A 16,211-nucleotide genomic window follows, 5' to 3' on the forward strand; every position below is an offset into this window, starting at 1 on the left:
TTTAATGGGTCATGGACTTGTTTTTTTATTTCAGAACGTTTTGGCATAAGAGATTAGTGCCGTAATTGTAATGATGTTCAAGAGCGTTGAGATTAGTACTGTCTGGGCTGCAAAATCCGGTTCGTTATCATATTCTTCCGCGAGGATGGATGCGTTGACACCGGTCGGCATACCCGAAGCGATAATGAGTGCCTGTGCAGCGATGCCTTCCAGTCCCAGCAGTAGCACAATTGAAATACCGATAGCGGGGCCAATCAGAAGACGCAAAAATGTGCTAATATACACATCAAGACGGTATAGCCGAATCGGATATTTTACAATCTGTGCTCCGAGTGTCAACAGCGCCACGGCAACCATACTTTGCTGCGCATAGGTCAGCGGCATGGACAGGAACGTAGGCAAGGGAACCTTCCACATGTGGAACAGAATTCCAAGCAAGAGCGCATACGGAACGGGCATTTTAAGAAATCCAATAATCACCGCACGGTAATTACCTTTGAGCTTCGCGCCCTGAATGGACAACACGCCATAGGTGAATGTAAGTAGTGCCTGCAAAGACATGACCAGCGCCTGAATGGAAGAGGCGAGTGGGTCGCCGCGGAATACCAGTGCATTGATGGGCAGTCCATAGTTGCCTGCGTTATCCAGCATAATGCTGTTATTGAAGGCAGCCTTCATGCCTTTATTCATCCGAAGCGATCGCGCAAATACAGAACCTACAATATAGAGAATTAATACATATATTGCGTAAAAGAGTGTCACAGTCCCGAGCAGTTCGCCGGACATATCCGAGTGATACATGCTCATAAAGACGGCTGCGGGGGTAATACAATAGAAATTGATTTTGGCGAGGGTGTACAAGTCCAGCTTGAACACCTTTTGCATCCAGGACCCGACGGCGATCAGAAGAAAGACGGGCAGGACGACTTCAAGCATGATGTCTGCAATCATCAGTTTCAGCTTCCTTTTTCATGAAAATTTCAATCCGATTTCGAAAATGCTTTGCTTATTATATCATTTTATACACACATGAAAGCGTGAATTGACTAAAAAAGATAAGGGGGATTCCCATTATGATTCCAGATCATCTGGATGTTGGTTTATCGATTCTGTTTATTGGCTTCAATCCGAGCATTACGTCTGGAGAGACGGGTCATCATTATGCTTACAAAGGAAACCGGTTCTGGCGCATTCTTGAACGGTCGGGATTAACCCCGCGTTTATACGATGCACAGGAGGATGGAGAGTTGCTGAAGCTGGGGTATGGATTCACGAATATTGTGGCCCGGCCCACCAGAGGTGTGGAAGATATTTCGAAGGAAGAGTATGCAGAAGGACGCCAGATTTTACGGCAAAAGCTGGAGGACTATCGACCGGACATCGCCTGTTTTGTTGGAAAAGGCGTATACACCCAGTACAGCAAGCGCGCCAAAGTGCAATGGGGATTCCAGGACGACCCGGTCGTCAAGGAGATTCAGGAGTTCGTCGCTCCGTCGTCCAGTGGACTCGTACGCATGTCGATGGATGAGATTGTGGCGATCTATTCACAGCTCGCTGATTTTGTTGCGGAGAAGAACGGGGAAAATGAATAGGTAAGAAGGACAGGAGAGACAAAAGGTAGCAGAAAGAGGCTACCACGGAATGTGTAATTGGGGTTGCGAGAAGATTCATTACGAAACCTGTAGAGAATGTGCAGCGGCGATCACAGAATGTAGGTACGCAGAGTTCACCCAGTCGGCTTCGCCGATAGGGCGAATTCTTTTTTTTGGATAAAGTGAGAGGTTTCGGAAACGTCTTCCGTCTATATAGTACAGAACCATGCATGGAAGCTGTAGAGAAGGGGGATTACATGACTCAACAGATACCGGAGGAGGAGCTTATTCAGCGCATTGTTGCAGGGGATAAGCAGTTGTTCTCCGTGCTTGTGGATCGATATAAAAATAAAGTCTACGGCATTATGCGCGGAATGGGCGCGAGTCATCCGGATGCACAGGATCTCGCTCAGGATACGTTTATTCGCATCTATCGTTATCTCCCGTCGAGGCGGGAGGAAAGCAGTTTCTCGTCGTGGGTGTATACCATTGCGGTGAATAGGATGCGGGATTTTATACGGGAAAAGAAACCCGTCATGTCTCCGGTCGATCGGGCGATCGAACCTGTCAGTAATGAAACACCGGAAAAACGTGTGCTGCATAAAGAGATGCAGCGTGAAATATATCGCCAGCTCGAACAATTACCTGAATCGTATCGTCTGGTGTTATTACTGAAGTACACAAACGAGTTGAGCTATGAAGAGATTGCGGATATTACAGGCATGAGTTCAACCAAAGTACGAAACGCCCTTTATCGCGGGAAAAAGACGCTGAGGAAGCAAATGGAACGCAAAGGAGGTTTAGCTACGTATGAAGCCTATTTCAAGGGATGAAGATCGGATGTGGGAGGAGCACCTGTATCGTGAGGAGCCGGACGCAGATTTTACGCTTAAGGTCATGCAGAAGCTGGATGGCGTGTCCATGGAAAGTGGAGAAGATCAGCATCCATTCGAGAAAAAATCCATGAGAACGCATTGGATGCGCCGGACTGGAATCGCCGCAGCGGCAGTTGTGATTCTTGCGGGAGGGGCCTGGTTTGCTTTTGAACGAACAGCAGAGCCAGCACAACCCGCGGTAAATGCTGTGGATCGTCTGCCATTGCCTAACATACCTGTGCCTGAAGCATTGAAATATTCCTATTTTGCGGATGATTACAAACGTCTTAAACCTCTTGGACTTGTGGTTAATCCGGATATCAATATCAATGACCAGGGCTACACGCTTAAAATTGAAGACGTGCTTGTAGACAGATCTCATATGGTAATGACCATGCAACAAACAACACCTGATGGATTAGGGTTATCGCGGTTACTGTCTGAAATGGGGAGAATTCATGTTACGGATGTAGAGGGGCGACAGGTTGCTAGTCTTGCAAGAGATACCAGAACTAAGGGTTCCGTAACCGAACGATTGATATTCCAGTTGCATGATGAAATTCCGGATCAGGTGATCGTGCGGGGGGAACTGCGTAATTTAAATATGGGCAGTTATTATGATTATGAGAAGAGATCCTACGAAGATAGAGATGTTACGGTGGATTGGAGCTTCCAATTTAAGATCGATATGACCCAAGCCAAGTCACTGGCTGTTGAAAATTCTATGGATAACACCTATACGACGCCAGAAGGACTGAAGCTCGATATGACACAGCTTGTACGCACGCCAAACGGAACCCGGCTTGACCTGAATGTGAGTCTGGATGATGAACTTCGTGCCAAAGTAGATGAGGATTGGGCAAATGATATGGACATTATGTATCATATCGAAATCCCTGAAACAAATGAGTATCGAATATTCAATGGGAACAGACCGGATACACGTGAAGCCAAGTTCCGTCTTCGAGATTTGAGCGAACTGAACCAGAACGGTGGTCAGTTGAAGTTGTCTGAGACATGGGACCCTACTTTGGTAACGGTAGATGCGAAGAACATTCGCTTTGTTCTGGATGGATATACCATTCCAGTCAGGGAAGAGAAATCCGTGGGAGTGGACCTAGATAAGATGCGTAAGGATGCTGAGTTCTACACCTACGTACTACGATTTGAACAGTTTGGAGATGAAGTTTTATTTTCCAAATACAATTATTGGCCAGTGCAGCAATCATTAAAGCTACCTGAAAGAAACTATGAAGGAACCTCTTCTCTTGTTTTGGAGGGAGTAGGGACTTTCCAAAATGATATTAATGGAGATCAATGGGTGGCTATAGATCATGAAGGAAAGGAGTATCCCGTTGAAGTGATGGGAACTACGAATCAGCCAAATAAAAACGAAGAATACATCGTAAGTGATCTCAGGTTGATTATCCATGGTTATAAAAAAGAAAATGGAACGAAATTCACTTTGAAACGAACTGCAGTTAACCGTGAGTATCGTGATGTGAATTGGGAAGTGAATCTTCCGTCGTACGATAGCCTGCCTTGGCTAAAATAATTCTCAGACATGAAGTAAATGAAGCTTCGAATGGATGATATAAGGATAGATGGATTAACAGATTTAAGTGTGGATGTATAGATATATAAGGTATAAGCCTAATACACGAAAGAGACCCTGCATATTGGTATGCGGGGCCTCTTTCGTATGCCCCAGATTTACGGGAAATACATGTACCTAACGAATTCATCTTCGAAAAAGAGTACCCTTTCCGAGTTACGCCGATTCCCTTGGAATCAACGTAGTCGATAACATAACCGTCTCTTTCGGTGTTCCCGGTCGTTCGATCCGGCGTTGTAACGCCTCGACGGCGCGCTGTCCAAGCTCCTCTTTGCACAGATTAACCGTGGTCAGGGGCGGGGAGGACGTAACCGCAGAGTGTACATTGTCGATACCGATCACAAGGCAATCTTTAGGCGTGGAGATGCCTATCTCCTGTAGTTTGTGCATCCATTGCAAGGCAATATCATCATTAACACCGATCCAGGCGTCAGGACGTTCGTCATCTGGCATGTTTTGAATTTTGGTGGCCAATTGGTTAACCCATTCGCCGTTCTCATACGGAATGTTCCATTCTCTAAAGCTGGTCGTATGACTGGTGTCCACATGGAAATGGTTCAAAGCCAACTCAATCCCGATTTTCCGCTGGGCAAAGCTCGCAGCACGACCGTCATCTGTGATGAGGCCGATCCGCTTGCACTGCATCGACATTAAATACCTTGCAACGGTGATACCTGCTTCCAGATTATCATGGCTGATCGTATCACAATTCAGCAATGGTTCCTGATGATCTACGAGAATTATAGGCCGACCCGTCTGAGAGAGCCGTTGCAGAACTGTATGAGGAAAAGCCCCCATGACAATAATCCCGGCACAACGTTCCCAGTCCAAGTGAGGAGCAATGGCTTTTTCGGGAGAGGTGTTCTCATCCGTCACTCCGAGTGAGGGAGATACAATAGCATGATGCCAGCCACGCTCATTACATGCGGAGATCATACCTGACAGAACACGTTGCCAGTAGTGAGGTTCACCGCGGTTGAGCTGATTCATGCATATGAGAGCAAACGGTGGGTCGGACGGATCTGCATGGTTAGCAGCAGTAGGACTATTGGTAGCACCTGGAGTACTTTGGCGATACCCCAGAGCCCGAGCGAGTTCCAGTACCCGTGCTCGTGTTGCTTCACTAACACCCGTCTTGCCGCTGAGTGCGCGGGAGACGGCATATTTGGATAATCCGAGCTGGTCAGCCAGCGTCTGAATGGATACTTTACGTGACATATCATTACTCCTTCGTATGTGAGCAGTTTGCATAAATCCAATGAGCCAATCCATTAAATGAATGCAATTTGCAGATGTAAATAGTGAATTGAATTTTCAATGAGATGACCTTTATGAATTGACGATCATCTTCTGACACAGTACACTTACAAATAATAATGTTATTATAATTTATCATAACAAAAATAACAATATAAATTGGAGTGCTAGATCCAATCTACATATGTTCAACTAAACATTTACACGATAACGGAGAGGGCAGAAATAATCTGAAGAAGCGAAGTGTTCGCCTTTATCACCGGATTTCCCCTTTTCAAATGGGAATCAAGAAATCTGGGGATAACAGCGATCGGAAGGTTATTCTGCAATCGGAGTGCTGGTGTAAAAATTTATTAGCTGAACTTAAATAACCAATTCAAAGGAGACGACATCCATGGAACAGTTCAGATTACCGAAAATCCCTATGCCACATTTGGAATTGCCACAAGCTGTGCAGGATATTCTGACTGAGGCGGACGAGCGTTTGCAACATCGACCGAGATTGCTGGCGCAGTTTCGAAATTGTTTTCCGAATACACTGGAAACGACCACGAAGCTATTAGAGGATGGAACAACCTTTGTAATTACAGGGGATATTCCCGCGATGTGGTTAAGAGATTCGGTAGAGCAGGTCATGCATTATGTTCCGCTTGCGAAGGATGACGAGAATTTACAGCGTATCATCGGAGGACTGATCAAAAGGCATACATTCTATGCTGATAAGGATATCTATGCTAATGCATTCAATGAGACGGCGAATGGATGGCATTGGGATGCCAATGATGAGACGGAGATGTCACCTTGGGTTTGGGAACGGAAGTTTGAGCTGGATTCTCTTTGTTTCTCCATGAAGCTGGCTTATACATATTGGCGGGAGACGGAACTCACGGATATATTTGATGAACGTTTCAAAAAAGTGATGGAGAGTATCGTTCAACTATGGGAGACAGAACAGCAACACGCAGAGCAATCACCTTACCGGTTCATGCGTCGCAATTGTCCAGCCCATGATACCCTTCGTAATGAAGGATTGGGAATGCCCGTGAATTATACGGGCATGATCTGGTCTGGATTTCGTCCAAGCGATGATGCCTGTGATTTTCATTATAATATTCCGGCGAACATGTTCGCTGCGGTAACCTTGCGGCAGATGGGGGAGGTCGCGAAGTGGGTGTTCCGCGATGAACAACTGGTAAGCCGGATGGCTCGTTTAGAAGAAGAAATACGACACGGTATCTCCCTGTACGGTACTTATCGTCATCCAGAGTATGGGCAAATTTATGCTTATGAGACGGACGGTTACGGTAACTATTGTCTGATGGATGATGCAGGCACACCTGGGCTGATGTCCATTCCGTATATGGAGTATGCTTCGATTGAAGACATGGTGTATCAGAACACACGTCGATTCATCTTGAGCAAAGAAAATCCGTTCTACTATGAGGGGAAGGTAGCGAAAGGCATTGGTAGCCCGCACACCCCTCCGGGATACATCTGGCACATGGCGCTATCCATGCAGGGGCTCACCGCAGACAATGACGAAGAGATGCTGGCGATGATTGAATTGCTGGAAAACACGGATGCGGGTACCGGATATATGCATGAGGGTTTCCACGCCGATGATCCCAACACATTCACCAGACCGTGGTTTGCCTGGTCCAATAGTCTGTTCTCGCAACTGGTGTATAAGGCAATGAAGAAAGGAATTCTATAAAATGATGAAAGTTCAAAAAGATGCTCACTGCTCGCGAAGCAGCCGTTCCGGTTACGAATCGTTCTTTTGATCGCTGTTATCCCCGGATTTCCTGATCGACTTTTGTAAAGTCGAAATCCGGTGATAAAGGCGAACGCTTTGCTTCTTCAGAATCGATTTCGTTCCCTGCACTGCTTTTACTATCGAGCGCGACTGTTTTTGAACGATATCATTTTTAAAATAGGAGAGTAGGTAAAAAAAACAAGAAAGCCCAAACTGCTGAACATTGCAGTTGGGCTTTGTTTAATTGAAAAACACAGGCGCTTTGCTATGTGTTTTTCAGCAGATCGGCGATGAACACTTTCTGGCCTATGCGGGCGCTTTCCAGGGAAGCGAGGACCATAGCCATGCTAAACTGGTTATCGCTGCAATCGGTTTCTGGCAGTCGTCCGGATTCCAGTGCAGCGAACATGTCTTCGAGACAGCCGTGATGACCTGTTTTGTCCATGACAGGCAGTTCCGCTTCAATCCGCTCACTTGGCTGGAAAAAGGATGGTTTGCCGTCAGCATCCAGGCTTTGCGCAGTAACTACTTCAGCATAGATGTCATCGTGACCATCCCAGATGGCGGTTCCTTTTTCACCCGTTACGCGCCAGCTTGCTTCCCATGATGTGGGTACACCCTCTGCGCACCAGGACCCGCGATAGTTGAACACGGACCCGTCAGACATCTCAAATATACATAACGCCATCGCATTGCCCTGATACCAGGAACCTGGAGGGTTGAACTCATGGCAATATACCGATACCGGGTTGGCTCCGAGAATATACCGTGCCTGATCAAACGTATGTATCGCCATATCGAGCAGCAGTGGACTATCCATCAGATCCCGGAAACCGCCAAAGTGTGGCCCGAGGAAAAAGTCGGCCCCTGCGTAACCTACCTGCCCTATAGCTCCGCCGGAAATGAGGTGCTGGTAGGCGCGGATCCGCGGATCGAAACGGCGATTCTGCATGACGGCTTGAATGTGTCCTGTGCTGCGAGCAGTTTGCACAATATCTGTGCAATCGGAGAAGGATTCCGCCAGTGGTTTTTCGCCAAATACATGACATCCTTCCTTCAGCGCTGTCATGGCAATGCCGTAATGGCTCGCCGGGATGGTGACATCGAATACGATATTCGCACCAGTCGCTTGAATGGCCTCACGGATATCGGTGAACGTGGGGCAGGTGAGGCCATGTCTTGTAGCAAAAGCAAGGGCTGTCTGTTCATATAGATCGACCAGCCCGACGATTTCTGTATCCGGTCTTTGCAAGGCATAGTCCGCCCACGTGTTTGCCATAGCACCGCAGCCAGCAATAATTACCCGATAAGGATGAGTCATGTTCTCATCTCCTTTGCATGGATTGTGTTATACAGCTCGCATTGTTTTCGAGAAATGAGGAATAGATAAATAAGGGTGTTATCCAACCTCAGGCCAGTAGTAAGTTAAGTTTAAGTTGAGGTTGGTTTCCTATACCGGATTTGGCACAAAATCGCCGCCGCGGCATTGTTTCAAATATCGCAATGCATGTACCTGTCCGGTCATTTCGAGTTCGTCTTTGTAGACGGGATCATGCCAGCCTTCGATATCAATCGTGCCTTGATAACCGTTCTGACGCAGGATGGTAATGATGTCTGCCCAGTTGCTATCCCCGAAGCCCGGGGTGCGGTGCCAGACAAATTCACGTGGGCCATGCACACCATATTCCTTGACGATATCCCAGGCAATCGTGGCATCTTTGCCATGTACGTGGAATACTTTGTGAGCCCATTTGCGCAGTTGTGGAATAGGATCGATCAGGCTGGACATTTGATGGCAAGGCTCCCATTCCAGTCCGACATTGCCATCTGGAACAGCGTCGAACATCATCTCCCAGGCCGTCGGGTTATGGGCAATGTTCCAGTCGCCCGTCTGCCAGGTTCCACCCATATCACAGTTTTCAAAAGCAATGCGTACACCCCGGTCTGCTGCCCGGCGTGCCAATTCACCAAATACTTCCTTGAACCGGGGGATAGACTCGTTAATGGGTTGATCGGTCAGACGTCCGGTGAATCCAGAGACGATATCTGCACCGAAGAGCTGTGCATTATCGATAACCCGCTCCCAGCTTGCCAGTGTATCGGCGTTGTCTCCGGCTCCTGTGAGCGGATTACCAAATACACTCACCGCGGAAATGACAATACCTTGTTCGTCCACGATTTCACGGACACGTTTGGCTGTCTCTGCCAAGTCCAGGTCGCCAGTTGTTTGCCAGAAGGTCAGGTTAAATGATTCAAAGCCGTGTTGCATGATCTGCGGAATAACACGGACGGCGTCTTGCCCGCCTACAAGGGTACCGATGCGTAATGATTTATCCATGGTTGTATTTCACTCCAATATTGGCTTATAGTACTTCGTGACACACTCATTATAGCCGTGCATTAACAGGATGGCTCTACACAATCTTGTGTAATATTAGTCGGATCTTGTTCAGAGGGGGGAGAAGTCGTGCTAGATCTGAAAGCGCTTCACGAAAACACCCGAATTGATCATAAATCACACCCATTTCAGCTGTTCCGAAATCGGTGTCAGGATATGAAAAAGGAAGAATGTATTCTATATTTGCATTGGCATGAACATTATGAACTGATTGTCATGCGTAAAGGTAGTGCACTGTTTCATATCGATAGCAAACCTTATGTGGTGCAAGCTGGTGAGGTCATCATCATTCCGGGAGGTACGTTGCATGTCGGGTATGCTCTGGATGATGGGGATGTGGATTATGATTCCGTTGTGGTTAACCGTGCATTGTTTCATGATTTCACTCATGATCCCGTACATGAGCAATATGTCGCGCCGTATCTGGAAGGCAGGGTGAGGTTTCCGGTCAAACCGGCAGAGGAAAATGCAGCCTGCGCAAGCTATTATTCTTTGCTGAATGAGGCTGTGGAGGAAATGGCGTTACAGCCCCCGGCTTATCAGCTCGTGGTGAAGTCCAAACTGCATGCTTTGTTCACCCTGCTTGCGCGTACCTTTATGCCGCAGCAGCTACCGGATAAATCGGTCGGATCGTATTTTCCAAACCGCGAACGTTTTAAACAGTTGATTGCACAGATTGAAGCGGACCCCACAGGTAAGATGTCTGTTACGGAAGCGGCAAGCCATGTGGGATTAAATGCGTATCACTTCTGCAAAATGTTCAAAAAGCTGACCGGACGTACCTTCGTGGAATACGTGAACGGGTGCAGGATGGGTGAGGCAGAACAACTATTGCAAAACAGTAGTCTGACCATTACAGAGATCGCCGCCAGAGTCGGCTGCGACAATGCCAACTATTTTACGAAGTTATACAAACAGTACAAGGGCATGACCCCCTCGCAGGGGCGGGGGAGAAAAGAGGGTTGAGCGCGAGCAGTTTAGCAGTAGTCTCGAATAAAATGTCTATAACGAAGGTTGTGACTCTAAGTAACTCGCAGTCGCAATTGTGAGCAAAAGCAAAAGCAAAAGCAAAAGCAAAAGTAGAAGTAGAAGTAGAGCACACAGCAGTGATTACCGTAACAATACTCATACTCACATCTACGAAGAATAACCCGGATAAAGGCCAATTCAAGGCGTTCATCCGGGTGGTTTTGATTCAATAATAGTAAGACAATCATCTATGTGTACAACGTGCTCATTTCATAAATCTGGAGAACAGACGATTGGCTTTCTTGGCGAGGTCGTCCATTTTGACGTTGGCATGATCGAACTGATTGTATCCCCATTTGATCGTTTGCAGCATGCGTGGAGATATGGGCGTTCCTTTGATCCGCGGATAGATGTTGTGATAGGCCCAGACCAGATGCTCCCAGCGATTGTCATTGCCGTCCTGAATATACTCAGATACGTCGATCACTTTGCCCCGTCCATCCTGAAGAATTACATTTTTCAGATGAATGTCGCGAGGGTTCAGCCCCCGGCTGCGAACGGCTTCTCGCGCTGCGTCCACATCGAGCATCACCTGCTCGGGGACGGGGATTCCTTTTTCCAAACATTCCAGCAGGGTATCTCCGGGTTCAAAACTAATCACTAGAACATTCCGGCCACTGCCGTAATAGGTAGGGAAGTATGGCAGGCCTTTGAGTTGCTCGTATACTTGCTTTTCATTTTCGAGTTTGTCCAAGGCATGATCCGAGTACATCTTGAAGGCATACTGCGGCAAGCCGTCATACGTAAATACAGCCGCATCCGTACCTGTGCCAATGCAATTCAATCCTTCTACATCGCCGATGATGTTCACGAGCTCATTCCGGTCGCTTCCGATGACTTGGATCTGTTGTAATGCTTCTTCCGCCTGGAACCAATCCGGTCGATTCATGGGTGGTGCCTCCTTTTAGGATATGCCTGTACAATTTTTAACTTATAAACATTTTCTAACGAACCGAGAACGTCTTATCTCACGTTTGTGTGTGAGATTCGTTAGCGCAGGGCCCGCGCTGGACCCGTAAGACCCTTACTAGCATCTTGGACTCGCTGCCCTCTATGGAGTATATTATGCGTTCTGCTCCGCAATTTCATCTTTTGGTGATGTTACTATATAAACGATACGGATCGAATCGGAAACGGTTGCGTCAGAAGAAAATAACGGAAGCGCGCTTGCGGCAATGTTGCCCGGGCTTTATACTGTGAGCATTAAGGGATCTCATGCAGATCCGGCATACAGAAAGGCAGAATATCTTATGGCACAATACCCGCAGTGGTCTTATTCGCAGTCGCGGGCGAGTATGTTCGATGAGTGCCTGCGCAAATATTATTATCATTATTACGGTGCCCATAACGGCTGGAAGACAGACTCTGCTGATGAGATGCAGGTTCGTCTGTACCGTCTGAAACAGCTTAGCAATCTGTACCTTGTCTTCGGGGACCTTGCGCATCGGATGTGTGAGTCGGCGGTACGCAGCAGGGAAGAGGGCAAAGATAAACCGCGTGAACACTTTTTGGAACAGACGATACGCAAGCTGCTGAATCAGGCGTATGTGGAATCGATGGACGCGGATCAATGGCGGCTGAACCCCAAGAACCGCACGATGTTGTCCGAGATTTATTACGGGGATGATACGTTGAATGACCGGATCGCCACGATTAAGGAGCGGGCTTCGGCCTGTGTTAGTAACCTGTACCAGACGCTTACGTGGGAGGACTTGTCCCGGGCAAGTACGGACATTCTGGAGATTGAGAAATGGGATACCATGATGCTGCATGATACGCGCGTGTATGTGAAGATGGATTTATTGTATCGACGCAGTAACGGCAATATTGTCATTGTGGACTGGAAGACGGGCAAGGAAGATGACTTCTCGGATCAGCTAATGCTGTACGCATCCTATGTGAGAGAGCACTACCGGGTTCCCTTGGAGCAGATTGAGCTGCGAGTGGAGTACCTGTTAACCGGGAAGCATCGAGAGTTCACGGCCACGGAAGAGGATATTCGGAAGGTGGAGGAGAACGTGGGTCGTTACATCGAGGAGATGCGATCCTGCGTGGAGGATGAGTATTACAACCGTCCCAAGGACGTCAACTATTTCACGGCGATGCCATCGCACCGGTCCTGTCAGGATTGCAACTTCCGCGAAGTATGTAGCGAACGGGCGGTCTAGAGCGCCAAAACCAGAAGAACATACGTAAGGCCTTATACCAAAGAGCTATTTCATATGTGAAAAAAATCAAGAAGCGCAAGCCGGGGACATCATCTGCCCGACTCGCGCTTCTATTGCGTCCCACAGGCCTGGCGACAAGGCGCCGAGGTGGAACGATCCTATCAAGATCACTGGACAGCGGCGGTATTCTCCAGCGCCTGTCCTGCAGGAACATAGTCATGCCCGAGATCCCGGGCAACCGCCTCATACGTGATATGTCCATTCAGCACGTTGACCGCGCTGCGAATGGACGAACTGCCGCGAATCGCGGCGGCTGCACCGTGGTTCGCCAGCTGCAGCGCATAAGGCATGGTGGCGTTGGTCAGCGCCACCGTGGACGTACGCGGCACGGCGCCTGGCATGTTCGCCACCGCGTAGTGCACGACGCCATGTTTCACATAGGTCGGTTCATCGTGGGTTGTGATATGATCAATGGTCTCAACGATCCCGCCCTGATCAATCGCGACATCCACTATGACCGAACCCGGTGCCATCGTCTTAACCACTTGCTCGCTGACAAGTGTTGGCGCCTTGGCGCCCGGAATCAGCACCGCACAGATCAACAGATCTGCCGCCGCAACAGCTGTTGCAATGTTGGACGGGCTGGATACCAGCGTGTGGATCTGATTGCCGAAGATATCATCCAACTGGCGCAGACGATTCAGATTCAGGTCAAGGATGGTCACATCGGCGCCAAGACCAATAGCAATTTTGGCTGCATTTGTTCCCACCGTTCCGCCACCAATAATGATTACTTTCCCCCGACTGACGCCGGGTACACCTGACAACAGAATGCCCTTGCCACCTTCTGTTTTCTCCAGTAGCTGTGCTCCGATCTGGGAGGCCATGCGGCCTGCAACTTCACTCATAGGGGTGAGCAGGGGTAGGGCACTGTTGACCTCCAACGTCTCATACGCAATAGCCGTTACCCGACTTTTAATAAGGGCTTTGGCAAGCTCCGGTTCCGCTGCGAGGTGCAGGTATGTGAACAGAATCAGTCCCGGACGAAAATATCCATATTCACTGGCAAGCGGTTCTTTCACCTTGATGATCATATCGGCTTCGGTCCACACGGACTTGGCATCCATCCGAATCTCGGCGCCCGCAGTTTGATATTCATGATCCGTGAATCCACTGCCAATCCCCGCGCCTTGTTCAATCAGTACCTGGTGACCGGCTCTGATGAAATCAGCAGCCCCGGCCGGAGTCATTGCTACACGATTCTCATTGTTTTTGATTTCTTTGGGAATTCCGATTCTCATCACCATGCACCTCGTCCATTTATTGGTTGTTAGCTTATACTACAAGTTTATGACTTGCATAATCGTTTTGCACCTTACCCGATGTCTAATTTTTAGGGAACCAACTCAACATATTGTCGAAAAAGACTGTTCAGGACATTTGTCCATGGATTATAATGTAAGAAAAAATAACACGAAGAGGGATCGCCATTGCAAAATGACCGCGTGTTTACGATCAAAGATATCCTTGCACGTCCGGTATTTGGCCGAGCAAGACTAGCGGCAGGGAAGGATGGAGTGAACCGTCAGGTGGGCTGGGTTCATGTATTGGAGATTACGAATGTATCTCCATTCGTAAGCCCCCATGATCTTATTTTATCCACCGGACTGTGGCTTCAATCGGAAGAAGGGCGCGAAGAGTATCTGCTTCAGCTGATTGGCAGTGAGGCAGCAGGGCTGTGTGTGGAGTTTGGCACTAGCATATATGGAATCCCGGAAGAACTGATTGAACTGGCGGACAGACACCAGTTCCCGCTGATCGTATTTGAACAACCGGTTCGTTTTGTGGAGATCACACAGGATATTCACTCTCTGCTCATTAATCATCAGCACCAGCTGCTGAAAAGTCTGGAGGCTTACTCCCGTCAGCTTCAGCAGCGAACATTGCAGAGTACGGATATGTCTGCTGTGCTGAACCTGCTGCATGAGTACGCTGCAAAACCAGTGGTGTACATCTCGTCCATGGAGCCGGGCAGTTATGTGCCCGAACTGGCTCCAGAGATGGAACAGGCCATCTATACCTGGTATGAACAGGAGGTAGAGCAACTGGATCTGAATGATTCGGATACCGAATTATGGTTTCACATGGACGAAGAGAAGGTTCTACTGTGCCAACCGGTCGTCTGTTTCGGACAGGTATTCTCTGCTGTGGGCATGATCGTGCATCCGTCCGCTCCAGTAGAGTATCTCAAGTTGTTACTCGACTATACGGCAAAAGCGGCGGCAGCGCTCACGCTTCGTTCCCAGTTCCTTGAAGAGAAAATGGTCCGCAATCAGAACGAGCTGATCCAGGATCTGATGAATGGCAACATCCATCAGGAGGAACAAGCCCAGACCCGAATGGGACTTCGTTTGCTGGTGAAGGGACAGTACTGGTTTGCGGGAGGGGTTATCGAGATTGAGCATCGGTTGAAGGGTACAGGCCGGGAGCGAATGGAAGCGAATCATCAGGATATTCTTGTCCTGCTTCGTTCCTTGCTCAAGAAGAACAATCTGCCCAGCCTGATTATGCTGAAGAATAATCAGGTGTATCTGTGTTGTGCGAAGGAAGCAGTAACTGCTAATACGCGTCATCAACTGCTGCGCTTGCTGGAAGGAATCACGCTGGATGTGAACCGGTTTGCCAGCCGTAACTTGAAACAAGTCACCATCCATGCGGGATTTGGCAAGTTACGCAGCCGTTTGACCAGCTTGCCTGAGAGCCTTCAGGAGGCCTATCAGGTGATTGAAGTTTCGAGATCGGTAGAGCAGATGGAACATGTCCACTTTTACGAACGTATGGGTATATATCAAATGTTAAAAGCCTTGCCCCAAGCCTTCCTGCAGCCCTTTGTCCAAGATCATCTGGGTGTACTGATTGAACATGACCAGACCAATCACCTGCGATTGGTAGAGACGCTGGATGCCTATCTGCAGAATTTTGGTTCCAAACGGGATGCTGCTGCCCAGTTGTTTGTTCATCGGCAAACGCTGTATAACAGACTGGAGAAACTGGAAGAGCTGATGGGACCTGATTACATGAGTCAGGAGAGAAGAATCTGTCTGGAGATGGCGCTACTCGCGCATGCGATGATTGAGAATGGACAGTGGCAATCCTCTTGATGGGGTGATATGAGATGTAAGAAAGACTGTGCATTAAGCTTGTACTAACTCGTGCACAGTCTAGCAGTTTTTGCTGATCCGCCGAGTATGTTGTAACGAGGCGGGAAGGTGTTGCAGGATAGGAGTGGAGCGGCGTCCCCGATATAGTTTCGTTTGACCGGAGGATGGTGCCAGTGATAAAGAAGAAGGAGCAGCCAGCCGATATGGGGGTGTTGACCGGTCGGAGCGTCCTTCCGGTTCTGCCTCATGGGCTGCCATTGAAATACCGCTTTGGAGCAGCCATTCATTAAGTCGTTTGGGATTGATTCCGAGTTGTCCGCTCAGATTACAGATATCGAGGTTTATTCTCACACAAATCCG

The 16,211-nt window shown here is 48.3% G+C and carries 13 protein-coding genes; 7 read left to right on the top strand and 6 right to left on the bottom strand.

All coding sequences use genetic code 11. The features are described 5' to 3' along the window. Window positions 1-30 precede the first annotated feature (30 nt). The gene (locus tag MHI06_RS05670) at window positions 31-951 is read right to left on the bottom strand and encodes an AEC family transporter (RefSeq protein WP_339790792.1); all 921 of its coding nucleotides are present in this window, start codon (window positions 949-951) and stop codon (window positions 31-33) included. A gap of 122 nt (window positions 952-1,073) precedes the next feature. Between MHI06_RS05670 and MHI06_RS05675 the strand changes: the two genes are divergently transcribed. The 3 genes from MHI06_RS05675 to MHI06_RS05685 all read left to right on the top strand — a co-directional run bounded on the left by MHI06_RS05675 (window position 1,074) and on the right by MHI06_RS05685 (window position 4,022). Further along, on the top strand, window positions 1,074-1,592 hold the full coding sequence (locus MHI06_RS05675) for a mismatch-specific DNA-glycosylase (RefSeq protein WP_340400771.1): 519 nt from the start codon (window positions 1,074-1,076) through the stop codon (window positions 1,590-1,592). Window positions 1,593-1,849: 257 nt separating this feature from the next. Beyond that, window positions 1,850-2,425, top strand: coding sequence for an RNA polymerase sigma factor (locus MHI06_RS05680; protein ID WP_340400772.1), 576 nt, complete (start codon window positions 1,850-1,852; stop codon window positions 2,423-2,425). After that, window positions 2,403-4,022 (top strand): hypothetical protein, encoded by a 1,620-nt coding sequence (locus tag MHI06_RS05685; RefSeq protein ID WP_340400773.1) that lies wholly within the window; start codon window positions 2,403-2,405, stop codon window positions 4,020-4,022. Before MHI06_RS05680 ends, MHI06_RS05685 begins: the two co-directional genes overlap by 23 nt. A 216-nt stretch (window positions 4,023-4,238) precedes the next feature. On the opposite strand, the gene MHI06_RS05690 is transcribed toward MHI06_RS05685, so the two are convergent. Then, window positions 4,239-5,300 carry a LacI family DNA-binding transcriptional regulator gene (locus tag MHI06_RS05690; RefSeq protein WP_340400774.1) on the bottom strand — a complete coding sequence of 354 codons (1,062 nt, stop codon included), beginning with the start codon at window positions 5,298-5,300 and terminating at the stop codon, window positions 4,239-4,241. A gap of 433 nt (window positions 5,301-5,733) precedes the next feature. On the opposite strand from MHI06_RS05690, the gene MHI06_RS05695 reads away from it, so the two are divergent. Further along, complete coding sequence (locus MHI06_RS05695) at window positions 5,734-7,053, top strand: glycoside hydrolase family 125 protein (protein ID WP_340400775.1); 1,320 nt, start codon at window positions 5,734-5,736, stop codon at window positions 7,051-7,053. Window positions 7,054-7,360: 307 nt separating this feature from the next. Here the strand turns inward: MHI06_RS05695 and MHI06_RS05700 are convergent, their stop codons facing one another. Both MHI06_RS05700 and MHI06_RS05705 read right to left on the bottom strand, forming a co-directional pair. Continuing rightward, a complete protein-coding gene (locus MHI06_RS05700) occupies window positions 7,361-8,416 on the bottom strand; it encodes a Gfo/Idh/MocA family oxidoreductase (protein WP_340400776.1) in 1,056 nt (351 codons plus the stop codon). 129 nt (window positions 8,417-8,545) lie between these two features. Then, window positions 8,546-9,433, bottom strand: coding sequence for a sugar phosphate isomerase/epimerase (locus tag MHI06_RS05705; protein WP_340400777.1), 888 nt, complete (start codon window positions 9,431-9,433; stop codon window positions 8,546-8,548). Between the two features lie 129 nt (window positions 9,434-9,562). On the opposite strand from MHI06_RS05705, the gene MHI06_RS05710 reads away from it, so the two are divergent. Beyond that, on the top strand, window positions 9,563-10,459 hold the full coding sequence (locus MHI06_RS05710) for an AraC family transcriptional regulator (RefSeq protein ID WP_340400778.1): 897 nt from the start codon (window positions 9,563-9,565) through the stop codon (window positions 10,457-10,459). Window positions 10,460-10,727: 268 nt separating this feature from the next. On the opposite strand, the gene MHI06_RS05715 is transcribed toward MHI06_RS05710, so the two are convergent. Further along, the gene (locus MHI06_RS05715) at window positions 10,728-11,411 is read right to left on the bottom strand and encodes a serine/threonine protein kinase (RefSeq protein ID WP_076329467.1); all 684 of its coding nucleotides are present in this window, start codon (window positions 11,409-11,411) and stop codon (window positions 10,728-10,730) included. Between the two features lie 361 nt (window positions 11,412-11,772). Here MHI06_RS05715 and MHI06_RS05720 point away from each other — a divergent pair, with 361 nt between their 5' ends. Next, window positions 11,773-12,690 (top strand): PD-(D/E)XK nuclease family protein, encoded by a 918-nt coding sequence (locus tag MHI06_RS05720; protein ID WP_340400779.1) that lies wholly within the window; start codon window positions 11,773-11,775, stop codon window positions 12,688-12,690. A gap of 167 nt (window positions 12,691-12,857) precedes the next feature. Here MHI06_RS05720 and ald read toward each other — a convergent pair whose 3' ends face one another. After that, window positions 12,858-13,991 (bottom strand): alanine dehydrogenase, encoded by a 1,134-nt coding sequence (gene ald, locus MHI06_RS05725; protein WP_340400780.1) that lies wholly within the window; start codon window positions 13,989-13,991, stop codon window positions 12,858-12,860. Between the two features lie 189 nt (window positions 13,992-14,180). Here ald and MHI06_RS05730 point away from each other — a divergent pair, with 189 nt between their 5' ends. Beyond that, window positions 14,181-15,851: a PucR family transcriptional regulator ligand-binding domain-containing protein gene (locus tag MHI06_RS05730; protein WP_340400781.1), complete on the top strand. Its 1,671-nt coding sequence runs from the start codon at window positions 14,181-14,183 to the stop codon at window positions 15,849-15,851. Window positions 15,852-16,211: the final 360 nt, after the last annotated feature.

It is taken from the genome of Paenibacillus sp. FSL H8-0079, from assembly GCF_037991315.1.
Taxonomy (GTDB): domain Bacteria; phylum Bacillota; class Bacilli; order Paenibacillales; family Paenibacillaceae; genus Paenibacillus.